The organism is Moraxella sp. K02 (genome assembly GCF_041154755.1).
In the GTDB taxonomy this organism is placed as follows: Bacteria; Pseudomonadota; Gammaproteobacteria; order Pseudomonadales; family Moraxellaceae; genus Faucicola.
The window spans coordinates 1,600,997-1,627,751 of the sequence record NZ_AP031590.1; the positions used below are offsets into that span (position 1 = coordinate 1,600,997).

Here is a 26,755-nt window from a genome sequence, read left to right on the forward strand (position 1 = left end):
ATTACCATGGCATGGACTCGTGAACAAATGGCACAAAGAGCCGCTAAAGAACTACAAGACGGCTTTTATGTCAATCTAGGTATCGGTTTACCGACCTTAGTGGCGAACTATATTCCAGAAGGCGTCAACGTTTGGCTCCAATCAGAAAATGGGCTGCTTGGGATTGATGAATTCCCAACACCCGATAAAGTTGACCCAGATTTAATCAATGCGGGCAAACAAACCGTCACCACAGCGACTGGTGCGAGCTTTTTTTCAAGCTCACAATCATTTGCCATGATTCGTGGCGGCAAAGTCAACCTTGCTATCTTGGGGGCGATGGAAGTTTCAGACAATGGCGATCTTGCCAACTGGATGATTCCTGGCAAGATGGTTAAAGGCATGGGCGGCGCGATGGACTTGGTCGCAGGCGTTCAACGCGTCATTGTATTGATGGAACATACCAACAAACATGGTGAGCCAAAAGTATTGGCTGAATGTACGCTACCCCTGACAGGCAAAAAAGTGGTGAATCGTATCATCTCTGATTTAGCCATCATGGATGTGACCGATAACGGTCTAAAACTGGTTGAGCTGGCAGACGGTGTCACGTTTGAAGAATTACAATCAAAAACACCTGTAACCATTGCACAATAACAGCTGTAAAATAATAACGCTGTCACAAGTCAGCGTTAAATTGCCATTAAAAGGACAGTGACGCTGTCCTTTATTATGGTTTTGGCTTTTTTACTTTCGCTGATTTGTCCTCTATAATGGCATCACTATCAACATTTATCCAACACCATGATTGCATCTCGCTTATCTCATCCCAAATTTATCACCGATGAAGACAATCCGCTGATTGATCGTAAGTATCCCAATGAGATGGCAGCCGATGACGGGGTGGCATTGCCGCAAATTTATCGGTTTGACTTTACCGAGGTGCCAGATTTTAGCCAAACAGTGATGCAAATCACCCCGGTGATTGATGAGCCCAATATCATGGTTATGCCCAATGATCATGAAGCAGTATCAGAAAATGTCACCCTTGCTACTGATAAATCTGTGCACATGGCTCAACAAACGGCGTCATCGGCGGCGCCCACTTCGCTCAAAAAACCCCTTACTTCTCAATCGCTAACTAGCAAAATCCCATCAAAAACACGCTCAAATCGCCAAGTCATTGCGCAAGCAAGAGCCCAAGCCAAACAGATTGAACAGCAAAAACAACAACAAGAACAGCAACGCCAAGCACAAGAAATCGCCCGCTACAGGGCAGAAGTTGAAGCCGCGCTACTCAACCCCACACTGCATGAAGGACTGCTCAATCAGCGCAAATCCATTGCCGAATCACAGGCAATAGTCAACAAACATGCGATTTTTGGCGAGCTTGCACAGGATTTGCAGACCATTCAATGGCTTGATTTAGACATAGCAGAACAAAGCCGAACAATGTATGAAAAAGCAGTTGCGCTGATTCAAACAGCGCAATCAAGTGGCAATTTATTAGAAAGCAATTTATTAGAAAGCAACGTATTAGAAAACAATTTATTAGAAAATGATGTACTCGAAGAAAATTTCCCAGCAGAAAATGTAGGGGAAAACCCTATATCAGCAGACAATTTGGCAAAAGCCGTACAAGTGATTGATAAATTTGCCGAGAATGGTCTTACTGATGCATTACTTCGTCAAGCGCTGTGGCTATTTGAAGGCAATCACTTACTCAGGATTTCTCAAAACTCCCAACAAGCTTTGCTACTGTTGCAACAAGCAGCCTCGCAGCATGATAATCGTGCGGAGAAATTACTCAGTAAACTCTACTATGCAGGACATGGGGTCGAGCAAGATAACGAGATCGGTAAATACTGGCTAGAGCTGGCTGCGGCACATGGTCACCCTGACGCCATGCGAATTTCACAAGGTATTGCCACCCTGTCATTACTCAAGCAAACCCAACGCGAAGATACTAGCTATGGCAAAAAAATGGCGCTTGCGACTGCGGCGCTGATTATGTTCATGATACTGATATTTGTGGCAGTTAAAGTTTAAAGATTTGGATGAATGACGTAATTTGGGTATTAAACAAGGTTAAACATCCAAATCACAGCATTTAAAAAAATTTAGCCATCAGTTGGGCCGTCAGATTGCACTAGTACGTCCTCATCATTAGGCTCATCGCTCGCCAAGTTTGGCGTCAGCAGCGGATAATTGTTTAAGATATAACAAAACAATTCAGCCGTTTTCTGGGTGTCATATAAGGCAGAATGCGCTTCATTGCCATCAAATTCTAGTCCAGCGAGTTTGCATGCTCTCGCCAGTACCGTTTGACCAAACGCAAGCGCGGATAAGGTGACGGTATCTAACACGGAGAACTGGTGAAATTGGCTTTGATTTTTGCTATTGGTACGCTCAATTAAAGCATTTAAAAAGCCCAGGTCAAAATGCGCATTATGCCCCACCAAAATACATTTGGTACATTGGGTGGATTGGCGCACCGTTTTTAAGTATTTAAAAATACGGCGAATGGCGGTTTTTTCATCTTCGGCAATGGCTTTTCGCATCGGGCTGTGGGGATTGATGCCGGTGAATTGCAGGGCGCGCGCTTCAAGATTTGCCCCTTCAAACGGCTCAATATGGGCATTGACCGCCTCCCCTGGGTAAAAACGCCCGGCATCATCCATCAAAATTGGAATACAGGCAATCTCAAGCAAGGCATCGGTTTTTGGATTGAACCCTGCTGTCTCTACATCCACCACCACGGGCAAGTAATTGCGAAAACGGTTGGCAATAGTCATGGGTTCAGTTGTGGTGGTCATACGTTACCTTGCGGAAAAAAACAGAAAAAATAAAGGGTGAAAAATCATACGGCTAAATTAAATGGCATCACTTTCCAGTCCAGCGTTTGTCCAGCCATCAACGGGGTCAAATCTTTACCGTCAAGATAAGGATAATGCTCGGGGACTTGCCATGCTTCACGCACCAAGGTGACTTTATCACTATTGATAGGTAAGCCATAAAATTTTGCGCCGTGAATACTGGTAAAGCCTTCTAACTTGTCAAGTTTGCCCACGCTTTCAAAGGCTTGGGCATACAAGGGCAGCGCAATCGATGCGCTATAACAGCCTGCACAACCGCAAGCATTTTCTTTGGTATGCGTCGCATGGGGCGCAGAGTCAGTACCAATAAAGAATTTGGGATTGCCACTGGTTGCCACATCTAGTAATACTTTTTGGTGACTTTGGCGTTTTAAAATCGGCAAGCAATAAAAATGCGGTTTAATCCCGCCCACCAGCAGGTGATTACGATTAAACAATAAATGCTGCGGGGTAATCGTCGCTGCAACATTTTTGCCCTGTGACAACACAAAGTCAGCGGCATCACTGGTGGTAATGTGCTCAAAGACGATTTTTAGTTTTGGAAATTTATCAATGAGATTGACCATCACTTCATCAATAAAGCGTTTTTCACGGTCAAAAATATCAATATGATGGTGCGTCACTTCACCATGCACAAGCAGCGGCAAACCTAACGCTTCCATCTTGGCAAATACATCGGTGCAATGATTGATATGGCTCACCCCATCCGCAGAATTGGTGGTCGCACCTGCAGGATATAACTTGACTGCTTTTACTACCCCTGAACCAACGGCGGCTTCAATGTCTTCTGCCGTCAGTGACTCGGTTAAGTAAAGCGTCATCAATGGCTCAAACTGCTGGGAGATACTGTCGTTGGGCACTTGCGCCAAAATACGCTCACGGTAAGCGATGGCATCAGCGGCTGTTTTGACCGGTGGCACCAAATTTGGCATACAAATAGCGCGGCGAAAATTGGCCGCAGCATGGGGCACCGTCGTGGCAAGCGCTTGCCCGTCCCGTAAATGAATATGCCAATCATCAGGGGCAGTAATAGTAAAAGTATTGATAGGTGCAGTCGCTGCGCTCATGATTTCCTCGAACAGTTTTGAGAATGCCTTAAAAAAACGTCAAAAACCGACAATTGAAGCGTTGAAAAACTTGTGCATCATAGCAGTTTTAGGCAAAAAACGACATGAAAATATTCGCAAGGCCCATACACCGACAAATAATACGTCAGTTTATGTCGTTTTTATAACGGTGTTAATGGATTTTGGATTTATTGCTAGGTTCGTTATTCGCCTTATTGTTTACTTTATTACCCACCTTGTTATTCGCTTTGTTATCCACTTTTTTATTCGCTTTGTCATCTGCCTTATTATCTATCGTGTTATTTGCCTTTTTGTCAGGCTTTTTAGCCGATTTTTTGTCAGTGGCGGTTGTTGACGATGAGGCTTTCTGCGATTTTTGTTTTACAGTTTTATCGTTAGCTGCTGATTTTTTGCTAGCGCTAGTGGTTTTTTCAGAAGGTTGCTTGTCGCCTTTGGTCGCTAAGTTAGCTTTTTTGTTATCTGTTTTAGCATTATTTCTAGAGTTAGGGCTAGAATCACGGTTAGAGTCAGTGCCAGAATCAGGGCTGGTCGTTTTTTTGCGGTCTTTGTTAGGCTGCTTTGCGTCGGATTTTTTCGTATCTCGCGCTTTTTCAGCTTGCGCTGAATGCTTATTATCTTGTGATTTGTGATTATCTCGTGGTTTATTATTCTCTTGTAATTCAGAGATAGCTGCTTTTTTACTAGGCTCAGTCATTGTTATCGGATTATTCATATCCGCTACAGAGGCGACTTTTACTATCGCCACATCGTGATAAACTGGGCGTGCCACTGACATTTTTGCGGATGGTTGAGTGGCGGAAGGCTTATCTTTGACGCTCACCAACGCGCCTACCCCGCCAAAAACGGCGACAGATAATACGGTGGCGGTCGCAATCCAATTTTTTTGTAACTTATCCATCCAATAAGCAGGTTTGCGAACTTGCGGTTTGGCAAAAATATCGCTGGCTGAAGTGGCTGTTTGTGTGTTTGACGTCACCGCTTTGTTTATTTGGCGGTTACCGTTTGAAATCACATGTTGATTGAAGTGAGCCTGCGGAATGGTCATTGGCGCAATGTTAAAAAAATTGGACGCTTTATAAATAGCCATTTGCTGAATAACATGCTGTTGATAGACAGACAAGTCCGCAACATTTTGAATTTGTGACCATTTTAATTGCTGTTTTTGTATTGCTTGAAAACTGACAGCGCGCCTAAAACCCACTGCATTCATCAGTCCTGTATCTTGTGGCGACATAAAAAAAACTGGCTGCATCACAAGCCACTCAGTAATCTGCCTTGATTCTATGGTATTTTGTAGCGAACTTATCATATCTGCCAAATTTATCACCGCCAATGCAGTGATGGTTTGCCAAATAGTTAACAGGTTATCTAAGGGCAGATGGGTTTTTTCCAGTAGCACGCCGGCAATCATCTTTTTTTGGGTTTCATCATCAAACAACTGCTCAAAAATCGATGGGCTATTTTTAGAAAGTTGTTTTAGAGTTACAAAATTAATGCCGTTTTCAGGGAATTTTTTTGTAACTAAAGTCGTGAAAAATTCGGGGGTAAAACTATTCTTATCTGTTACCTGCGGCAAATTTTGATGGATTAATGACGGATTTTGCTGAATTTTTGCCGATAACTGATAAAGCACAACTTTGAACAGCTCAGGCATGACTTTTTTTAGATAACAAATTGATACGTGTGACTCATCTGCGACTAGCGGTAGCAATGGTGGCAGAGCGTTTGCCCAAAAATGATATAACGATATATGGTCAATGATATTACAAGGCGTTGAAGGATTTTTTGACAGCATATTTTGTCACTTAATTTACATTTTTTGGCTTTGGGGTGGTTAGTGAGTTTTTAGCAATATCGTAGATACAGGGCAACTTCTTTATACGCTCTCTAAAAAAATAGCGTTAAATTTAGAAATCTTGTTGATACCTTACCATTTCACTTCGATTAAATTCATCAAATTATGATTAGAATTTGTTGTAACTTTTGTGCAAACTTAGTAAAGTAGACAACATCAAAAATTATATTTTAGCATCAATCACGTAACATTTTCTGCTCATCGAAAAATTGGTAATTTTTTCTGATTCTATTTATCTCTATCGATTTATTTAGCAGCCTTACTCACTTTAGGATAACTTTATGGCTATCTCTACCAACCTAATCAAGTCCTTTCAACTTTCTGCATTGACGACCGCACTTGCCCTCGCTGGTTGTGGCGGTGGTGGGGGTAATGATACATTGCCGCCGCCTGTGAAAACAGGTACAGTCAGTGTTACCAACCCAAGCACCGGTACAGATTCGACCACTACGACCAATCTTGCCAGTGTGAAGAAAGTTCAATTAGTCAGTACCAGTTCTGATTTTTATATGAATGTTGGCGATAGTGTAGAGTTAACTGTCTACGCTTTGAACAGTAATAATATCGGTGTTGCTAATGTACCGATAAGCGTTCAGATTACAGACCCAAGCGTAACAGGCGTGTTTAGTGGAATTAGTCCAAATTTAGTCACTGATGACACGGGTAAAGCGGTTATCAAACTTGATATTAAGTCTTTGACCAATGATCAAAAAAACTATTTAAAACAAAATGGTTTGGTTGTGACTACCACAGTAGGTACAGTTTCAACAAGTAAAACCCTCAAAGGCACCGATGTTAATACCACGACCCCAACGCCTACCGTGACTGTCAGTAATTTACTATTAATTACCGACAGCCAAAATATCGCGTTAGTAAAAGGTACGAAAGTTAATGTTACGGCATTGGCAGTGGATAAAGACAATAATATCATTCCGAACACGACCATCGATTTTAATATTGGAAATTCAGTTCTTAGTGGTATTTTTGCTAATAGTAATTTAAGTGTGTTAACCAATGACAGAGGCGAAGCGAATTTAGAGTTAGAGCTCAAATCCTTGTCAGATGAACAAAAAAGTTATCTGTTAAACAGTGGACTAACTATTAACTCAACTGCGAGAACAGGTAGTATTGCATCTAATACTATTAATTTAAAGGGAGTCGAGCAAGGTAGTACGACGACTAAGCTAGATGTGCAAAAGGTCAATCTAACGACACCAAAGCCCAACTTTAATGTACAAGTTGGTGAAAAATTCACAGTTACTGCTTCAGTGTTAAATAGTTCAAACACTGGTCTAGGTGGTGTACCTGTCCAATTTAAACTTGATGACCCAAGTACGACAGGTGTTTATGCGGTTTCTGATACCTCTAATGTCGTAACAAATGCCAGTGGCGAGGCGACCATCGAGCTTGAAGTAAAATCTGAAGCTGCTAAAGCCAAACTATTGTCACAGGGCATTAATATCACAGCCACTGCAAAAAATACGACTGGCACTACCCCAGTACCTGTTACTGGTAGCGTAAAACTATATGGCGTAGACCCAACCATCGACAGTAATATCGCTAAAGTCGCCCGAGTTGTTCTATCAACGACGGCTGCCAATAATACCTTTGATTTAACAGTCGGCAATACCTTTACCGTGACTGCCAATGTGGTGGATTCGGGACAAGGCGCGTTAGCAAACGTACCAGTGACATTTACCTTGCCTGGACTAGATCAAACGGGTATTGCCAATCTGTCGGGCTCAACCGTCAAGACAGATAGTGAAGGTAAAGCAACTATCAATTTATCAATTAGTTCACTTAATGCTACGCAGCGTGATTACTTATTAAAAAATGGTTTGCAAGTTAATGCTTCTGTACCTAATGGCACACCAGTCAGTCCACTAAAACTTAACACAAAACAAGTTTCTAGTGAAACTGATATTAACTCAATTTCAGTAATAGCGGATAGTGATAATATCTTGATGGCTGCAGGCAGTACTGTCAAAGTCACAGCTATAGCATTAGACAAAAATTTTGGTGGATTGGCGAATCAAACTCTAATGGTTAAAATTCCAGACCCATCAGCTACGGGCGTGTACAATATTACAGGCTCAACGATTACCACTGACTCAAAAGGCGAAGCGATTTTTAACCTACAAATCAAATCTGCCTTAACTGCTGCACAAAAACAGGCACTGGCTAATGGTTTGGTAGTTGATATCACTGCCGCCAATGGCAAAACTGGTCAAATCAAATTATCGGCAAAAGCAGTCAATGATGTTGTAGTTTCAAATGTTAACCTAACTTCCAATGTCACTAATATCCCTCTATCTGTCGGTAGCCAGTTCACAGTCACTGCTAATGTGAGCGATGCACAAAACGGTGCCATTGCCAACTCACCAGTAACTTTTAACCTACCATCTTTAGCGGATTATGGTGTGACAAGTTTGTCGCCCTCAACCATTATTACCGATGACAAGGGTCAGGCTATTATTACATTGCAAGTTCAGTCGCTGACTGATACCCAAAGAGCCAACTTATTAAAAGGCTTTACCATTAATGCAACTGCCAATGGTAAAGTGGCACCTGCGCTTACTTTAACAGGCATGGATACTATCAAGCGCTTTGATGTAAAAGCAGTCAATTTATCAAGTCCTATTAGTAAATTTAATATCAAAACAGGAGAAAGATTTACGGTTACTGCATCTGTATTAGGTGCTAACAATACAGGTATAGGTGGCGCTCCTGTTGAGTTTACTATTGATAATCCTAGTTTGACTGGTGTTTATGCTGTCTCTGATACGACCAATGTTATTACTAACGTAAATGGTGAGGCGACTATTGAGCTTGAAGTTAAGTCAGAAGCCGCTAAGCAATTACTGTTAACTGATGGCGTAACTATCACTGCGATTGCTAAAAACACGTTAAATAATCCACCTACTGATGTCAGCGGCAAGAAAACTATTCTTGGCACCGATCCAACGTTAAGTGCCAATATTGCTAAAGTCAGTAAAGCTTTATTAGTATCTAGCGTGAACCCATTTGATCTGACGGTAGGTAATAAGCTGTCAATCACCGCATCCATCGCAGATGCTAACAATGGCAAATTAGATGGCGTACCTGTTAGTTTCACCTTACCTGATTTAGATAAAACAGGTATCGCTAATCTGTCAGGTTCTACCATCGTCACCAATGCCAATGGTGAAGCAATCATTAATCTTGAAATTAAATCATTGTCTGCAGACCAACGTAACTATTTACTTACCAATGGCTTGACAGTTAAAGCCACAGTGCCTAATGGTACAGTAATTTCACCGCTACAGCTCTCTGCTAAAAACGTTACGACGCCTGATAATACAATTGATTCAATTTCAGTCACGGCTGATTCCAACAATATTATTATGGCGGCAGGTAGTCGTGTACGTGTCACCGCTGTTGCACTTGACAAGAATTTCGGTGGGATTAAAGGCCAAAACCTAACCGTCAATATTCCAAATCCAGCATTAACAGGTGTGTTTAATTTAAGCGGCTCTACCGTTACTACTGATGACAAAGGCGAAGCCATTATTGACCTTGAAGTTAAAACAACCTTGACTGATGCTCAGAAAGCGGCACTTTTAAATGGTTTAAATGTGACTGTAGCCGCACAAAATGGTCGACAAGGTGTTATTAATCTTGCTGCCAAAGCGGCCAATGAAGTATCGGTAAGCACAGTTAATCTAACAGGCTCAAATATTCCTTTAACTATTGGTAGTCAAGTTAAAGTGGTCGCTACTGTATTGGACGACCAAAAAGGTGTGGTTAAAAACACGCCTGTCACGTTTACTCTGCCAAGCTTTGCAGATACAGGTGTAGCCAGTTTATCCGCTTCTACGGTATTAACAGATGATAAGGGTGAAGCGGTTATTACTTTAGAGGTAAAATCGCTTACAGATGCGCAAAAACAAGCCTTGCTTAACGGTTTTACCATCAATGCCACATCTAACGGTAAAGCTGCACCTGCCTTAACATTAAAAGGCGTGGATACCAGTGTCAAACGCCTTGATGTCAAATCGGTCAAATTAACCTCACCCGTTAATCCATTTAATATCAAAATTGGCGAACGCTTCACTGTGACTGCGTCAGTACTCAATGGTAATAATACTGGTATTGGCGGCGCACCTGTTGAATTCAATCTGCTAACTAACCCATCCGTATCGGGTGTGTATGCAGTTTCTGATACCTCAAATATCACCACCAATGCCAGTGGTGAAGCCACGATTGAGCTAGAAGTCAAATCGACAGCTGCCAAAGACTACCTGATTCAAAACGGCATCAGCATCCAAGCGGTGTCTAAGAATACCATGAACTCGACACCAACTGACGTTAAAGGTAATACCACCCTAAAAGGCATCGATCCTTCATCTGTGCCAGTCGAAGCTAATATTGCGTTGGTAAAACAAGGTGCATTAAGTAGTAGTTTACCTAGTAATATTTTTGATTTGACCGTGGGTATCACCTTTGATGTTACTGCGACAGTAGCAGATGCCAATCAGGGTCCATTAAGCAAAGTACCTGTCACTTTCTCATTGCCAGGGTTGGAATCAACGGGTATTGCTAACTTATCAGGGTCAACGGTTACTACCGATGCCCAAGGTAAAGCCGTTATCAAGCTACGTATTGACTCTTTATCCGCTGCCCAGCGTACTTATCTACTTACCAATGGTTTAGTAGTCAACGCGACAGTACCAAATGGCACCAAAATCAACCCGATGAAACTCTCTGCTAGAGATGCAGGGATTGATAGCGTGGTTACCTCTATTGCTGTCACCGCTGATAGAGATGATATCTTGATGATGGCAGGCTCTAAAGTCCATGTGACTGCTTCTGCGTTGAATGGTAACTTTGGCGGCGTCGCTGCAAGTGATTTGACATTTAGCATTCCAGATCCAGCATTGACTAATGTCTTTAATATCACGGGTACAACCGTGAAAACGGACGAGAAAGGCGAAGCCAGTATCGATTTAGAAGTCAAAAACTTATTAACCGCTAGTCAAAAAGCCTATCTACAAAATGGTCTAAAAGTTAAAGTCACTGCCCCAAGTGGCGCCACAGGTGAAATCACCCTAAAAGCCAAAGCTGTCAATGAAGTGAGCATTGACAAAGTGGTCTTAGAGAATTTCCCAAATACGCCAGTCGTATTGAGCCAAGGCAATGAGTTCATTGTGATGGCTCACACGGTCGATGCCCAAAACGGTGCTGTCACCAATGCCCCTGTTACTTTCAACCTACCAGACCCGACAACCACTGGCATCGTGAGCTTATCGCCTTCTACGGTATTGACCAGTGAAGTCGCTGCACCTGTAGAGCCGATGATTGGCGAGCGAGCGGTAATTATTCCTAAGGGTACGGCTTATATCCGTTTACGCGTGATAGACCCAACCAAAGCAGAAAAATTGATTGCAAGTGGCTATATGGTAACAGCCGTATCTAACGGTAATGTAACACAAACACTCAATGTACCCCTCACTAAAACCGCCTCACAACCGACAGTGAATGACATTGCTAAAGTCAATTTGGTTACAGATGTTAATACCCTAACTACCAATAATGGTGATACTATCAATGTGACTGCCCAAGTGCGTGATGCCAAAAATTTCAGCCTAGCGAACATGCCTGTCAGCTTTACGCTATTGGATGCGGCAGCTGCAACGGGTATAACTAATACCACCCCACTTCAGGCAACCACCAATGTCAATGGTGAAGCGGTATTAACCTTAAAAGTCGGTGCGCTCACCCCAGACCAAAAATATTATCTACAAACCAGTGGTCTATCATTTAAAGCAACTGCCGGTGCTATCACTAGCTCAACGGTCACCTTAAGAACCCAAGAAGCGATTACGGCCAATAGCGTCAACACATTGCTATTAACCAGTGATTCAGCAATTCAATTGGCTGTTGGCTCAAAAGTTAAAGTCACAGCGCTTGCAATAGATAAAAACGGCGCCGTCGTGCCAAATGCGCAAGTCAGCTTCAAAGTTCCAACGGATTCTGGCTTGGTCAATAACACAGGTGCGGTTGTCAATACCAACGCCAATGGTGAAGCAACCATTGAAGTTGAAATCAAAGACCTTGCCAAGGCAACGACTGCTTTACAAAAGGGTTTAGTCGTCACTGCCCAATCTGGTGTGTCTGTAGGTACGACCACTATCGTCAGTGCAAGCAGTCAATCAGCAACCCAAGCTTACAATGTATTTGTCAGTAAATCTAAAGATGAACTGAGAACTGGTAATGATAGCCTGTCAATGACTATCCGAGTAACAGATATTAATGGTGGTATTAAGGCAAATGTGCCAGTTTATCTACAAATTCTTGAAGACGGCATTGCACGTGGTTTATCATTTAACAAAGTTTCAACCTTAAAAACAGATGATAAAGGACTTGTCACTGTTGATTTATCACAAAATGATATTGGTCTAGTTTCTCGACTCAATGGCACTGGTAAAATCAGCGTAATCGTAAACGATGGTGTATATAGAGCTGAAAAAGAGGAAGTCACAATCCCAATTACAGGCACAACGATTGATAACTTATTTGTTTCTAATAAAGAAATCAGTGCTACCACTAACAGCACTATTTCAGCAACGGCTTTAGATGGTAGTGGCAAACCTTTTGCCAATACTAAAGTTGAATTATTGTTGAATGATAAGTCATTAGCCATGCCTAAATTTGTTACCACAGATGCACAGGGTAAGTTTACCTTTACCGTTTCTCAAGCAGAACTCGGTGGACAAGCAACCAAATATCCGCTATCAGTGAAGTTATTTGGTACTAATTCACAAGGCGTTGAGATTAGCTCTTCACCAATAGCTTTGACTGAACTGAAGGTTGTTAGCCAAACTGAAACCAAGTTAGAAGTAAGAGCCAATAATGTGTTAATGGCAAATAATGAAATCTTGGTCAATACCACAGGTCAAATTACGATTTTAAGACCTAAAGATAAAGCAGGTAATTTACTTGTTGAGGGCTCAAAGGTCTATTTATCAACCAATAAAGGTGCATTAAATGGTCAAGGTACTAGAGTTGAAGGTATAGTAGATAAAAATCAGCAATTAATTTTCTCTATTAACTCGTCTGTTGCCAATACAGCCAATCTAGTTCTTGAATACAATGGTGAGCAAGTATTTACAGATAGCATTAGCTTCCTAACCACAGATGTTAAAAAGCTATTACTTCAAATTGAGCGTACAACATTATCGACCAATGGCGAAACCAATGTGATTGCCACTGTTAAAGACTCAAACGACTTGCCTGTTAAGAATGCGATTGTTGAATTTTCACTTGTTCAAGACGCTTCAGGTGGACGTCTCGAGAAAGGTTATGCCATTACAGATGATAGCGGTAATGCGACAGTTAAATACTATTCAGGTCGTACTCCAACAGCAAACGATGCTGTACAAATTCGTACGACGGTTAATTCAATTCAGGTAAATGGCAATGCACAAACAGTTACCCCATTGACTTCCGAAATTAAGACCTTGACTGTACAGACCAATGCAACATTTATTGGTTTCGGTTTTGCTGATAAGATTCGCCAGCATCCAGATGGTCGCAATATTTACTATGTTTACGATGGTTCTATTTTTGTTAATAACAATATTAGTCAGCCAGCTGCCAATCAGCCTGTGTCAGTGTCGATTATTCCTGTACAGTATCTGTTAGGAGAATACTATGTAATTCCAAAAATACCAGCTGTACCTGAAGTAAAAGATGATCCTAACACTGCTCAAGATGAGTCTAGTCCAGCAGTACCTGAAGTTCCAGCAAAATGGGGAATTAGACATTATGACAGTTGGGGCGTTACCACACCTGGTGCTGTGATGTGTCTTAACGAAGATGCCAACAACAATGGTATTTTGGATGCTCTAGAAGATGCTAACCAGAATGGTAAATTAGACCCAATTAACCCAGCGACTATTTTAGCTGCAAGTGGCACTGAAGTAGTCAATGGCCAAACTATGACCACGGATGCGACAGGTAAGCTAGACTTTAGCATCCGCTATACCAAAGTATCAGCTGATTGGTTTGTAGGTATGATTAAGGTGACGACCAAAGTCGATGGTACTGAATTTGTCGAATACCGTACGATTACTTTACCGACCGCTGAAGAAGATGTATCTGAGCCTGATGCAACACCACCACTTCGTCCAAACTGGATCAGTCCATTTGGTCTTAGAACACAATTTAATGGTTATAAATATATTAATAACAATCCATACTGTTACTGATTTTCAGTCAGTAAAAAACCCTTTACACAATGTAAGGGGTTTTTGTTTGTCACTACAACATTCAAAAGACTAAGTCAACATCCGCCCCCGTGCGGTGCGTACGATATAACCTTGCTGAATCAGATACGGCTCAATCACATCTTCAAGCGTGCCTCTATCTTCTGCCAAAGCCGCCGCAATCGACTCAACCCCCGCAGGTCCGCCATTAAAACGCTCTTCTAACATCTCAAGATAACGTCTATCAAGATTATCAAGCCCGCGTTTATCAACTGCGAGCATATCGAGTGCGCTATGCGCAATTTCAGCGGTGACGGTGCCATCGCCTTTAACTTGGGCATAGTCGCGTACACGGCGTAGCAACCGATTGGCAATACGCGGTGTACCGCGCGAACGTCTAGCGACTTCGACCGCCCCTTCTTTGGTCATAGGCACATTAAGTAATCCAGCCGATCTTGTGACAATGGTCGTTAAGTCCTCGACATTATAAAACTCTAATCGCTGTACGATGCCAAAACGGTCCCGCAGTGGCGAGGTCAATAATCCTGCGCGCGTGGTTGCAGCCACCAAAGTAAAAGGCGGCAAATCAAGCTTTATAGAGCGTGCAGCAGGTCCTTCGCCAATCATAATATCAAGCTGAAAATCTTCCATCGCAGGATACAAGATTTCTTCAATCATCGGGCTCAAACGGTGAATCTCATCAATAAACAGCACATCACCAGGCTCCAGATTGGTCAGCATTGCTGCCAAATCACCCGCGCGTTCAAGCACAGGGCCAGACGTTGAGCGCAAATTCCCGCCCATCTCACGGGCGATAATGTTGGCGAGTGTGGTTTTACCCAGTCCAGGCGGTCCAAATATCAAGGTATGGTCGAGCGCTTCTTTTCTCGATAATGCCGCGTTGATAAACACGCCCATTTGTTCTTTGACCACAGGCTGACCGATATATTCAGCGAGTAAGGCTGGACGGATATTATTGTCATTTTGGTCTTCTGAGCGCCCCATCGGACTAATCAGACGTTGCTGCGAATTGGCACTTGAAAAAGGTGGAATCATAAGTATTTGACACTAGTTGCAAATTTTAACAGGGATAATAGCACTGGCAAATCTTGCAAGTGCTATGGGATATAGATAGAAAAAGTAAAAAAAATTAAGGCAACACACGGTACAATGTCATATCACATCGGGTGCCTTTACTATCCTTGCACCACTGCATTTGCTCGCCTTGCTGTTTGACATAAGCAACCAAAATATCGCCCGTCTGGTCAACGCGATTGCCAGAACAGTCTGTTGCATTGTTATCATATTGGGTCTGGATCGCTAGTGCAGGTAAGCCATCCCCTGTGTCAGCGTACAAGTATTTACCATACGTAAATTCCTGACCGCTTGAACCGATAAATTGCTGATCTCGCCCAAAATTATACCGCTCTTGACAACTTGGCTGCGCAGCGTCGGTTTTATCCAGTCGCAGCTGCCACTGTCCTGCGATATTTGGCAAAATATGCGTCGACACTTGCGCCACTTGCTGTTGGGTTTTGCTATCATCGGGCAACGCACCCCCCATTGCTAGACTGGTTAAAATACCTACCAACGAAATATTCATCAAGTCCATCGTTATTTTATTCCTTTTATCATGCCATCTTTATAAGGTAATAACCCAACTTATCTACCAGTTCTCAATCAGCCAATTTTCACTCAGCGAGGTTAGCACTGACCTTTATAGCAACTTTTAATAACAAGTTTTGGTATTTGGGGTTAATATTCAAAGATATTCAAAATATTAAAGGCTAAATTATTCTGCTTTTAATGGGGTCAGCACGCAAAAATTTAACCCAAAACCACAAAAATTATTTAAGCACTTTAGTTAAACACTTTAACTTTATTTAACTACTTAAAGTTTCATATTCATCAATGGCTTTAATCATACTTGCTTTTGGCTTTATTTGCTATAACACAATAATCCTCATAATGCAGTCTTGCCAAAACATCAGGCGGTCATAAAATCTGTGCAAATTTGCTTGTCAAAAAGTTAAAAACCCAGCATAATAACCGAAGATTTCAGGAGAGAATGTTGTTTTGTTTTTCATCAAATTATGAAATACCAAAACCATCACCGAAGGCGTAAAGACCCTATAATCGCTCAGGTAAAAGGACTGGAATCGTAATTTTTGGCAGTGTTATGCACTGCATCAAAATATAACAAATCTGGAGAGTGTATTGCTTTGCAATACCACCGAAGGGGAAAAGATTGACTTGTCTATCTGTACTATAAGAAGTAAGAAGCTGACAAGTCGATTGAAAATCTCAGGTAACAGGACAGATAGGGCTGATAGCTACCGACATAAAGTTGGATTAGTGTTAGTGCTCTATTGATGTGCGATGTTTGGCTTTAGCGTTTTATCCCACGCTATTAAACCATTAAGCCGTTATTTGATTTTTACCCACTCAAGGATTTGCCATGTCAGCCACAGACAAGCCTTTAAACCGCACCCCTTTTTATCAATCCCATATCGATAGCAACGGCAAAATCGTTGACTTCTCTGGTTGGCAATTGCCTATCCATTATGGCTCACAGATTCAAGAACATGACGTTGTGCGTACGGATGCGGGCATGTTTGACGTGTCCCATATGGTCGTGACTGATATCGCCGGCAAAGACGCCAAAGCTTGGCTGCAAAAACTGCTCGCCAATGATGTCGCCAAACTCAAATTTGTCGGTAAAGCGCTTTATTCTGCCATGCTAAACGAAAACGGCGGTGTGATTGATGACTTAATCGTTTACCGGATGAACGATGCAGAGACCGAATATCGTATTGTATCAAATGCCGCCACCCGTGATAAAGATTTGGCACAGTTTGACAAAATCGCCAAAGACTTTGCTGTCACCATTACTGAGCGCCCAGAACTTGCTATGCTGGCGGTACAAGGCCCCAATGCTCTGCAGAAACTGAGCCAAGCCAAACCAAATTGGGCAGATAGCCTAACTACCTTAAAACCCTTTGTGGGCAAAGATTTGACCGAAATTGAAGGCGTAGATTGGTTTGTGGCGCGTACCGGTTATACGGGTGAAGACGGCGTTGAAGTCATTTTACCACAAGCCGAGGCCTCAGCATTTTTTACCTTACTTAAAGACCATGGCATCGCCCCAGCAGGATTAGGTGCCCGTGATACATTACGTCTTGAAGCGGGCATGAATTTGTATGGTCATGAAATGGATGAAACCATCAATCCGTATGAATGCGGTATGGCATGGACGCTAGCGGTAAAAGATGATCGGGATTTTGTGGGTCGTGAGGCTATGCAAGCCAAACAAGACCAAGCGATTGCTGAGGGTAATGACGTCATGCAAGTAGGCTTAGTGCTAGAGTCACGTGGGGTACTGCGTGAAGGCATGACGGTAACGCTAGACAATGGCAAAACTGGCGTAATCACCAGCGGTACCTTTAGCCCAAGCCTCAAACAATCGATTGCGATTGCCCGTATTCCGAAGACGACGGATACAGCAGCCACCGTTGATTTGCGGGGCACACCGACGCCAGTACGTATCATTTCGTTACCGTTTGTTAGAAATGGCAACAAACAATTCAACTAAGATTTTATCATGTTATGATGGATTTAGCGCTTATTAATGAACCATATTCAAATGATTAGTCAGCGTACTTTGAAAAACCGATAATAAATTCATCATACTTTAGAAGGTAAAATCATGAAAAAACTACTGTTTGTTGTACCGTTTTTGGCAAGTTTGGCGGCCTGTACCTCAACCCCAGTGGCACAGCCTAGTCCGTCACAAGTGTTGGCCATTCAAGCAAATTCACAAACCTTTAAATGTGACAATAACACTGAAGTTGTAGCATTCTATGGTGAAGAAAACGGCAGCAATGTCGCTAATTTAAAAATCACCTCGCCAATGCTTGGCCTAAACCAAGCAGCGATGGTATTAAAACAAGATGTATCAGGCTCGGGTAACCGCTATACCTTGTCGAATGCCACCAAAACTACCATGTATGATTGGGGCGTTAAAGGTGCAGAAGGTGCGTTAACCGTGACTTCACAAGGTCGTGATTATAACTTTGTGTGTAATGCTATTTAATCTGATTCACTTGTTGAATGGGTTAAACCGCTAAGTTATTTTAAGTTTGGTCGATATACATTGTATCGACCAAATTTTTGTTACTCAGTTTGTTAAATTACTAAGCTTTTAAATACTAGGCTTTTAAATACTAGGCTTTTAAAAATGTTTAGTAAAAAGGCGCCAAGTGTGACTGCTTGGCTAACAGCCTTTTATTTTCACCCCTACTTTCGCTTTGAGGAAAATAGTTATGAGCAATATTCCAGCAGATTTAAAATATGTGGCTAGTCATGAATGGTTACGCCAAGAAGAAGACGGCACTATCACCGTTGGTATTACTCACCACGCCCAAGATTTGCTCGGTGACATCGTGTATGTTGAATTGCCTGAAGTGGGTGAACACGTTGACGTAGATGCTGAAATTGCCGTGGTCGAATCGGTGAAAGCTGCATCTGATGTATACGCGCCCATCGCTGGTGAAATCCTAGCGGTCAATGAAGCTTTGGTAGATGCGCCAGAAACCATTAATGAAGACCCTTATGGTGAAGGTTGGTTCTTTAAAATCAAACCAGACAATGCTGATGATTACCAAGGCTTGATGGACGCAGACGAGTACCAAGATAGTATTTAATCGTTTTTATCTTAACCGCTTTTATCTAATCGTCTTTATAGAGCCTAGCTAAGGTAATCGCTTGATTGCCTTAGCCTGTTATCCTATCAATTAACTGTAACGCATCCTTTATTTTGTTAATTTGAGAGCTGCTATGTCAACACTTACCCCGCTTGCTGACCCAAAACAAGTCAGTTTTTATGATGTGGTGAGCACTCGCCGTTCGGTACGACGCTTTACCAAAACGCCGATCAGTGATGAAGTGCTCAATGCTTGTCTTGATATGGCGATGTTAGCGCCTAGCTCAAGTAATTTACAGCCTTGGCAATTTTTTGTGATTGAATCTGAAGAAAAACGCCAAAAAACTGTGACCTATTGTATGAGCCAAAATGCAGCAAAAACCGCCAATAAGCTGATTGTCGTGGTCGCTCGTACTGACACGTGGCGTCAACATGCCAAAGACAATATCAAGTATTTTCCCGTCAAACCCGTACCAAAACCCGTGCAAGATTATTATGGCAAGCTCATTCCGCTGACCATGACGCGCGGTGTGATGAATGTGTTCACCCCTGCCAAATGGGCGCTGACGCAAGCCACTCGCAAAGTCAGAGGGGCGATGGTTGAACCCATCTATGATGCTGACGATCTCAAAAACTGGGCGCTCATTAGCACGTCACTGGCAGCTGAGAATTTGATGCTCGCTTTGCGTGCACACGGCTTTGATAGTTGCCCCATGGGGGGATTTGATGAGCCACAGCTCAAAAAATTGCTTGACCTCAATGAAGAGCAGCATATTTGCATGGTAATTGCTGCCGGTGAGCGCGACGAGCGTGGTATCTATAGTGAGCAATACCGTTTTGAGCGTGAGCGCTTTATCGTTAAAGTGTAATTTTTATCCATTCAACCGATGTTTGTCATGTTAGTCATGGCAAAACCTGCTATTTTTATTTTCAATGTTTTATCAGACGCTAAAGGAAACTTGAATGAGTCAACCGTCTTTTCAATCATTTGCTGATTTATTCCAATCATCAGAATTTATTCATCGTCATGTTGGCATTAGCCAAGATGAAAAAGAAGCAATGCTAAAAGCCGTCGGCGCTGACAGCATGTCAAGCTTTATTGAACAGACGGTGCCAGCTTCTGTACGTCTTAGCAAAGAGTTAGATTTACCCCTCAGTATGACTGAGCATGATGCCTTAGCAAAGTTGCGCGGGTTGGCGGATAAAATCAAGGTCAATAAAAGCTATATTGGCTTAGGCTATTATCCGACTCGCCTACCTGCGGTGATTCAACGTAATGTGCTTGAAAACCCAGGCTGGTACACGGCTTATACCCCTTATCAAGCGGAGATTGCCCAAGGTCGCTTAGAGGCATTACTAAACTTCCAACAAGTTTGTATTGACTTATCAGGTCTTGAATTGGCGGGCGCAAGTTTGCTTGATGAAGCGACGGCGGCGGCTGAAGCGATGGCGATGGCAAAACGCGTGGGTAAAAGTAAATCTAATCAATTTTTTGTTGATAGCCGTATCTATCCTCAAACCTTAGATGTCATCAAAACCCGTGCCAAATATTTTGGTTGGGAGATAGTGGTCGGTGATTTTGACGTTGCCAAACAGGGTGATTTCTTTGGCGCGATTTTCCAATATGTGGGCGCGCAAGGCGATGTGGTTGATTTAACTGATATCATCAGTGCAGTCAAAGCCAAAGGCACGCAGACAATCGTTGCTGCGGATGTGATGAGTCTGGTACTTCTTAAATCACCGGGCAGCATGGGTGCGGATGTGGCACTGGGTAACACCCAGCGTTTTGGTGTGCCGATGGGTTTTGGTGGTCCACACGCGGCTTATTTTGCCTTTAAAGACAGTGCCAAACGCTCTGCCCCAGGTCGTATCATTGGCGTATCGGTGGATGCTCAAGGTAAACAAGCCTTGCGTATGGCACTACAAACCCGTGAGCAACATATCCGCCGCGAAAAAGCCAACTCAAATATTTGTACATCGCAAGTGTTATTGGCCAATTTGGCAGGGATGTATGCGGTGTATCATGGTCCTGAAGGCATTAAACGTATCGCCACCCGCATTCATGCGTTAGCCAGCGCTTTTGCCCAAGCCATCAAACAAGCTGGGATGTCGATTGTGCATGAGCAGTTTTTTGATACCGTATTGGTCAATACCCAAGGTCAAACTGAGCAAATCTATCAAAATGCCCTTAATATCGGCTATAACCTGCGCAAAGTAGACGATAACCATATCGCCATTGCCTTTAACGAAACCAGTGATGCGGCGGATTTTGGTGTACTCACGCAGTTATTTACAGGCGTAGCCGCTCAATTATCTGATGATATCAGTTTGTCTCTGCCAGCGTCACTGCTACGTACCGATGCGATTTTAACTCATCCTGTCTTTAATCGTTATCACACCGAACATGAAATGCTGCGTTATTTGAAAAAGCTAGAAAACAAAGACTTAGCGATGAATCACAGTATGATTTCGCTGGGTAGCTGTACCATGAAACTTAACGCCACTAGCGAAATGCTACCGATTACTTGGAATGAATTTGCCAATGTGCATCCATTTGCGCCACGTGAACAAGTGAGCGGCTATATTGAAATGATTGAAGGTCTGCAAGAGCAACTCAAAGCCATCACAGGGTTTGACGCTATCTCTATGCAGCCAAATTCAGGCGCATCAGGCGAGTACGCGGGGCTATTGGCGATTCGTCGTTATCATGAAAGCTTAGGTCAACCCAACCGTCATATCTGTCTGATTCCGCGCTCCGCACACGGCACCAATCCTGCCACGGCACAAATGATGGGGATGGAAGTCGTTGTGGTAGCCACCGATGAGCGTGGTAACGTTGATATTGCCGACTTGGCTGAAAAAGCGCAAAAATACAGCGACAATCTGGGCGCCTTGATGATTACCTACCCTTCGACACATGGTGTGTTTGAGGAAGGTATCCGTGATATCTGTGACTTGATTCATCAACACGGCGGTCAAGTATATATGGATGGCGCTAACATGAACGCGCAGGTCAGCATGATGCAGCCTGCGGATGTCGGTGCTGACGTCCTACACATGAATTTGCACAAAACTTTCTGTATTCCACACGGCGGCGGCGGTCCTGGCATGGGTCCTATCGGCATGAAATCACATTTGGCGCCTTTTATTGCCAACCACGTTGTATCTGCAGTGCCCAATGCCCAAGATGGCATGAGTGCGGTATCGGCTGCCCCGTTTGGTTCAGCCAGCATCTTGCCTATCTCATGGATGTATATCACCATGATGGGTCGTGATGGCTTGGTGCAAGCGACAGAAGCTGCGTTATTAAATGCCAATTACACGGCTATGAAATTAAAAGACCATTACCCCGTGCTTTATAGTGGTGAAAATGGTCGCGTCGCCCATGAATGTATCATTGACATCCGCCCACTAAAAGCCGAAACAGGAATCACCGAAGTTGATATCGCCAAACGCTTAATGGATTACGGGTTTCATGCGCCAACCATGTCTTTTCCCGTGGCAGGTACTTTGATGATTGAGCCCACTGAATCAGAAAGCAAAGAAGAGCTAGACCGCTTTATCTCAGCCTTAATTCAAATCAAAGCTGAGGCGATGAAAGTTAAAAACGGTGACTGGCCAGCAGATAACAACCCACTGGTGAACGCACCACACACCGCGCAAGTGGTGACTGGTGACTGGGATCGCCCATACAGCCGTGAAGAAGCCGCCTATCCACTCGCCTATATACGCGACAATAAGTTTTGGCCATCGGTCAGCCGCATCGATGATGTGTATGGCGACAAAAACTTAATCTGTTCTTGCCCTGATATCTCAAGTTATGAGAATGGTGAAATCGCGGAGTAAACTTCAATCAATACTCACCGTATTTTTTACAAAAGCCATGCAAAAATGTGTGGCTTTTTGCTATAAAGGCAATTGCGAGTCAAAACAATTCTGCTATGATGCAGGGGACTCAAAAAAATTGTAATCATCACGCGTTATTTTACACCCATCATAAGTCAAGGATGACATTATGTTTAGTACCATTGCGATTATTATTTCGCTCTTTCTATTAATGTATTTCGCCTATCGCGGCTATTCTGTATTAATTTTAGCACCCTTGATGGCCACCTTAGCGGTGGCGCTGTCAGGCGATATTCTAAGCTCACTACCTATCTATACCACCGTTTTTATGAAAGCGTTGAGTGGCTTTTTGTTGAAGTTTTTTCCCATATTTTTGCTGGGCGCGGTGTTTGGTCAGCTGATGGCAGATTCTGGGGCTGCCACAGCGATTGCCAGAACGGTGGTTAGTAAATTAGGCGCGAGTAAAGCCATACTGGCTGTGGTTTTGGTTTGTGCGATTTTAACCTATGGCGGTGTGTCGCTGTTTGTGGTGGCTTTTGCCATTTATCCGATTGCTAAAGATTTGTTCAAGTCAGCAGGGGTGCCAAAAAGGCTCATTCCAGGGGCGATTGCGTTAGGGTCATTTACTTTTACCATGACAGCGTTACCCGGAACACCTGCCATCCAAAACGCCATTCCCATTCCCTATTACGGTACCAATGCCTTTGCCGCACCCATACTGGGTATTATTGGTTCGCTTGTGATGTTTGGCTTGGGTATGCTGTGGCTGCAAAGACGCGCCCATAGCGCCAAAACGGTTGGCGAGGGATATGGTATTCATGAAGATGATGAGCTGCATGCTGATAACCTAGACCCCCATCAAACCTCTTTTATGGTGGCGATGATTCCTTTGGTATTGGTCATCGGCATCAATGCCTTATTAACGTACGCGGTTTTTCCGAGTATGGATTTCTCTGCACTGCAAGCGCAGTTTAAAGACTTGGATATCAAGGGCGCTTTGGGACTTTGGTCAATCATTATCGCTTTAGTCACCGCGATTATTGCGTTGATTGTGCTGCGCTTGGGCAAATGGACGAACTTGCAACACAGTCTTAATAAAGGCACTTATAGCTCCATGTTGCCTATTTTTAATACAGGCTCAGAAGTCGGTTATGGTGCGGTGATTGCGACATTGGCGGGTTTTGCGGTGTTACGCGATAGCGTGTTAAATCTATCGCCCAATAACCCATTAATCTCAGAAGCCGTGGCTATGACCACCTTAGCGGGCATCACCGGTTCTTCTTCTGGCGGCTTGAGTATCGCGCTGCCCATTTTAGGCAAAGAATATTTGGCACAGGCAGTGGCGCATGGCATCGATCCTGAATTATTGCATCGGGTCGCGGTGATGGCAGCAGGTGGCTTAGACACGCTACCGCATAGTGGTGCGGTGATTACGTTATTTGCCATTTGCCATTTGACCCACAAGCAATCTTATAAAGATGTCGCCATGGTGACGATGGCAATTCCGCTGATTGCGGTGACGGTGGTTATTGCTTTGGGTACCATGTTTGGTTCGTTTTAAGCCATTTAGTAGTAAAAAATCCCACTCAGCGTTGGGATTTTTTTATTTATTCAGCGGTTGTTTCATGCTCGCCAGATGGCGGGTTGTTGGCAATCACCGTATCTAAAATGGGTAAAATCTCTGCCATAATCCACGCTTTGCGCCACCCACTCAGCCAAGGGCTTAATGCCGGTTTTTCTGCTGCGACGGCATAAGCATACAGCTCTGACAGCCATTTTTTTCGCATCAATACTGTCTCATCAATTGACAGGTTTTGCCCATGCTGTTTGATGGCTTTTTCCAGTTGTTTTTGCACATCGCTAGACAGACTGCGATAGGGTAAAGGCAATAGAGCTGGATAGGACGCGTCATCTTCTTTACGTACCTTATCAATCAGCGTCAAAATCTCTTGCCCATACATGCGAATCACATTGGGCTTGATACTGGTAAAACTTAGCTGCTTCATGCTAAAGGGCGGTTTTTCGACGATTTCACGGAGCGCCTGCGGTCGCAGGATAAAAGTGCGTGGTCTATTGATTGATTTGGCAAGTTGTTCGCGCCATTCGCACAGCGTTTGTAGCATGGCGAGTTGCTCGCGATTATCGCGGTAATCAGCGACACTCAAGTATAAGGCGTTATCAGGCGTGCTAAAGTTGGCAAAAATTTCTTGGGTATAGCTTTGGCAGTCTTCAACCGCGTATTGCCATAAACCTTGCTCGATCAACTGTGTCTTGATGGCCGCAAACATCGGCAATAAATAACGCACATCGTCTACCGCATAGCTTTCTTGCTCAGGCGTTAATGGACGCTGCAACCAATCCGATTGGCTTTCACCTTTATCCACATGCACAGCAATCGTTTCTTGCAGCGATTTTTGATAGCCAAGGGAGTTTTCACCGGTCAAAAAACCCAAACCAATTTGGGTATCAAACACATTGCGCAGCGCAGGCAAGTTGGAGAGTAAATAATAAATTCCCAAATCTTCGCCACACGCATGTAACACCACGGTGGGTATATCTGCTAACACTTCCCAAAATTCTTCTAAATACAGCTTGGGCGCGTCAATCAAATAAATCGCCTCACCCGTATTGATTTGAATCAGCGCAAGAATGGGGAAAAAAGTGTCGCGCTTGATAAACTCAGTGTCTAACGCAATGGTATCGACTTGCTCTAGGTCATCGAGCAGGGCAAAAAGCGCGTCTTGAGTTTTCACCCAATGGATTGGCAAGTCATGAAGTTGTTGTAATTGGGCGGGGCTTAACGGATGTTGGATGAGCATAACTTGGGTCTTGTGGACGGATAATTTAAGCGTATTTTATGATGAATCTAGGATTTTGTCTTGTCAAACTGATGAAAAGATTTTATAACCGTCCACGATTTTGCAGGGCTTGACCCAGTGTCATGCTATCTAAATACTCAAGCTCACCGCCCATCGGAATCCCTTGGGCAATCCGGGTGATATGGGTAACGTAAGGCTTGACTGCTTCACTGATAAAATGCGCGGTGGTTTGCCCTTCTACCGTGGTACTGGTTGCCAAGATGATTTCTTCCACCGGGGTTTTCGCGGCTTGGTGTTGCTTTAACAGCCCAATCAGCTGATTGATGCCAAGCTGCTCCACGCCAATGCCATCAATGGGTGATAGATGCCCGCCAAGCACAAAGTATTTACCGTTAAAATTGGCGGTTTGCTCGATTGCCATCATGTCTGCTGCCGTCTCTACGATACAAAGCACACGCTCATTGCGGCGCGGATCGCTACATATCGGGCAAATATCCTCATCAGAAAGGCCACGGCATACTTGGCATTGCTTGATATCATGCATCGCCACAATCAAAGCTTCGCCCAATGCTTGACCTTGCAGGCGTTTATAGCTAAGCAAGTGCAGTGCCATCCGCTGGGCAGATTTGGGTCCGACCCCGGGCAGTACTTTGAGTTGTTTTACAAGTTCATCAAATTTCGGCGTTAGCATAGGCGCATTCTTATAAAAATCATAAAAAATAAAAAAGCTGGCTGGAAAATAAAAAAGCTGACAGTCAATTATCAGCTTTTTATGGGGGTTTGCCTGCCTAATCGCAAGGCAATTTTCCACTATTTTATAGCGCTACTTTATAGCCTTACTGGATAGCCCTAGTGGGTTTAAAATAAACCATTCATGCCTGGTGGCAACCCCATGCCGTTGGTGGCACTCGCCATTTCAGTCTCATGTAGTTCATCGGCCTGACGCACGGCATCATTGATAGCAGCCGCAATCAAATCTTCAATCATATCAGGGTCATCTTGCAATAGGCTTGGATCGATTGACAAACGTTTGACCACATGCCGACCATTCATGGTGACTTTCACTAAGCCACTACCCGCTTCGGCATGCACTTCTTTTTCTGCCAGTTTTTTCTTGGCATTTTCAACGTTTTTTTCCACTTGCTTTTGCATCATTTGCGCTTGTTGCATGAGGGCTTGTAAGTTCATGATTTTTCCTATTTGCTTCTAATGTTGGTGGCTCATTGTAGCGAATTTGACCGCAAACTGTCTATTGCTAATCGTTAGCCCAAATTTTTAACATAAAACTGCTAACCTAAAACTGCTAATCTAAAATCACTCACATAAAAATGCTAAGATAACCTC

The 26,755-nt window shown here is 43.4% G+C and carries 17 protein-coding genes and 2 riboswitches; of the genes, 9 read left to right on the forward strand and 8 right to left on the reverse strand.

All coding sequences use genetic code 11. The features are described from left to right. The first annotated feature begins 6 nt into the window (after positions 1-6). Positions 7-636 carry a 3-oxoacid CoA-transferase subunit B gene (locus ACAM39_RS07155; protein WP_007114899.1) on the forward strand — a complete coding sequence of 210 codons (630 nt, stop codon included), beginning with the start codon at positions 7-9 and terminating at the stop codon, positions 634-636. A gap of 147 nt (positions 637-783) precedes the next feature. Continuing rightward, positions 784-2,028: an SEL1-like repeat protein gene (locus ACAM39_RS07160; protein WP_369627162.1), complete on the forward strand. Its 1,245-nt coding sequence runs from the start codon at positions 784-786 to the stop codon at positions 2,026-2,028. Between the two features lie 71 nt (positions 2,029-2,099). Here ACAM39_RS07160 and rnt read toward each other — a convergent pair whose 3' ends face one another. From rnt to ACAM39_RS07175, 3 genes are all read right to left on the reverse strand, one after another. Continuing rightward, positions 2,100-2,795 (reverse strand): ribonuclease T, encoded by a 696-nt coding sequence (gene rnt, locus ACAM39_RS07165; RefSeq protein ID WP_369627163.1) that lies wholly within the window; start codon positions 2,793-2,795, stop codon positions 2,100-2,102. 44 nt (positions 2,796-2,839) lie between these two features. Then, on the reverse strand, positions 2,840-3,922 hold the full coding sequence (gene pyrC, locus ACAM39_RS07170; RefSeq protein ID WP_369627164.1) for a dihydroorotase: 1,083 nt from the start codon (positions 3,920-3,922) through the stop codon (positions 2,840-2,842). A 172-nt stretch (positions 3,923-4,094) separates the two neighbouring features. Then, positions 4,095-5,738 (reverse strand): hypothetical protein, encoded by a 1,644-nt coding sequence (locus ACAM39_RS07175; RefSeq protein WP_369627165.1) that lies wholly within the window; start codon positions 5,736-5,738, stop codon positions 4,095-4,097. 341 nt (positions 5,739-6,079) lie between these two features. Between ACAM39_RS07175 and ACAM39_RS07180 the strand changes: the two genes are divergently transcribed. Beyond that, the gene (locus ACAM39_RS07180) at positions 6,080-14,047 is read left to right on the forward strand and encodes a beta strand repeat-containing protein (protein WP_369627166.1); all 7,968 of its coding nucleotides are present in this window, start codon (positions 6,080-6,082) and stop codon (positions 14,045-14,047) included. A 69-nt stretch (positions 14,048-14,116) separates the two neighbouring features. On the opposite strand, the gene ruvB is transcribed toward ACAM39_RS07180, so the two are convergent. Then, on the reverse strand, positions 14,117-15,100 hold the full coding sequence (ruvB, locus tag ACAM39_RS07185; protein WP_062331309.1) for a Holliday junction branch migration DNA helicase RuvB: 984 nt from the start codon (positions 15,098-15,100) through the stop codon (positions 14,117-14,119). 94 nt (positions 15,101-15,194) lie between these two features. After that, a complete protein-coding gene (locus tag ACAM39_RS07190; RefSeq protein WP_369627167.1) occupies positions 15,195-15,656 on the reverse strand; it encodes a hypothetical protein in 462 nt (153 codons plus the stop codon). 437 nt (positions 15,657-16,093) lie between these two features. Then, positions 16,094-16,210: riboswitch (glycine riboswitch) on the forward strand. A 29-nt stretch (positions 16,211-16,239) separates the two neighbouring features. After that, positions 16,240-16,374: riboswitch (glycine riboswitch) on the forward strand. Between the two features lie 128 nt (positions 16,375-16,502). Here ACAM39_RS07190 and gcvT point away from each other — a divergent pair. The 6 genes from gcvT to ACAM39_RS07220 all read left to right on the forward strand — a co-directional run bounded on the left by gcvT (position 16,503) and on the right by ACAM39_RS07220 (position 24,153). After that, on the forward strand, positions 16,503-17,636 hold the full coding sequence (gene gcvT, locus ACAM39_RS07195) for a glycine cleavage system aminomethyltransferase GcvT (protein WP_369627168.1): 1,134 nt from the start codon (positions 16,503-16,505) through the stop codon (positions 17,634-17,636). Between the two features lie 114 nt (positions 17,637-17,750). Further along, positions 17,751-18,137 (forward strand): MliC family protein, encoded by a 387-nt coding sequence (locus ACAM39_RS07200; protein ID WP_036604651.1) that lies wholly within the window; start codon positions 17,751-17,753, stop codon positions 18,135-18,137. A gap of 229 nt (positions 18,138-18,366) precedes the next feature. Beyond that, the gene (gcvH, locus tag ACAM39_RS07205) at positions 18,367-18,747 is read left to right on the forward strand and encodes a glycine cleavage system protein GcvH (protein WP_007115930.1); all 381 of its coding nucleotides are present in this window, start codon (positions 18,367-18,369) and stop codon (positions 18,745-18,747) included. 133 nt (positions 18,748-18,880) lie between these two features. Next, positions 18,881-19,615 carry a nitroreductase family protein gene (locus ACAM39_RS07210; protein ID WP_369627169.1) on the forward strand — a complete coding sequence of 245 codons (735 nt, stop codon included), beginning with the start codon at positions 18,881-18,883 and terminating at the stop codon, positions 19,613-19,615. Between the two features lie 94 nt (positions 19,616-19,709). Beyond that, positions 19,710-22,592: an aminomethyl-transferring glycine dehydrogenase gene (gcvP, locus tag ACAM39_RS07215; RefSeq protein ID WP_369627170.1), complete on the forward strand. Its 2,883-nt coding sequence runs from the start codon at positions 19,710-19,712 to the stop codon at positions 22,590-22,592. A gap of 169 nt (positions 22,593-22,761) precedes the next feature. Further along, the gene (locus tag ACAM39_RS07220; RefSeq protein WP_369627171.1) at positions 22,762-24,153 is read left to right on the forward strand and encodes a GntP family permease; all 1,392 of its coding nucleotides are present in this window, start codon (positions 22,762-22,764) and stop codon (positions 24,151-24,153) included. Between the two features lie 46 nt (positions 24,154-24,199). On the opposite strand, the gene ACAM39_RS07225 is transcribed toward ACAM39_RS07220, so the two are convergent. The 3 genes from ACAM39_RS07225 to ACAM39_RS07235 form a co-directional block, all read right to left on the reverse strand. Continuing rightward, positions 24,200-25,411, reverse strand: coding sequence for a ribonuclease D (locus ACAM39_RS07225; RefSeq protein WP_369627172.1), 1,212 nt, complete (start codon positions 25,409-25,411; stop codon positions 24,200-24,202). Between the two features lie 82 nt (positions 25,412-25,493). Continuing rightward, complete coding sequence (recR, locus tag ACAM39_RS07230; protein WP_369627173.1) at positions 25,494-26,102, reverse strand: recombination mediator RecR; 609 nt, start codon at positions 26,100-26,102, stop codon at positions 25,494-25,496. Positions 26,103-26,269: 167 nt separating this feature from the next. Next, on the reverse strand, positions 26,270-26,599 hold the full coding sequence (locus tag ACAM39_RS07235) for a YbaB/EbfC family nucleoid-associated protein (protein WP_007115923.1): 330 nt from the start codon (positions 26,597-26,599) through the stop codon (positions 26,270-26,272). Between the last annotated feature and the right edge of the window lie 156 nt (positions 26,600-26,755).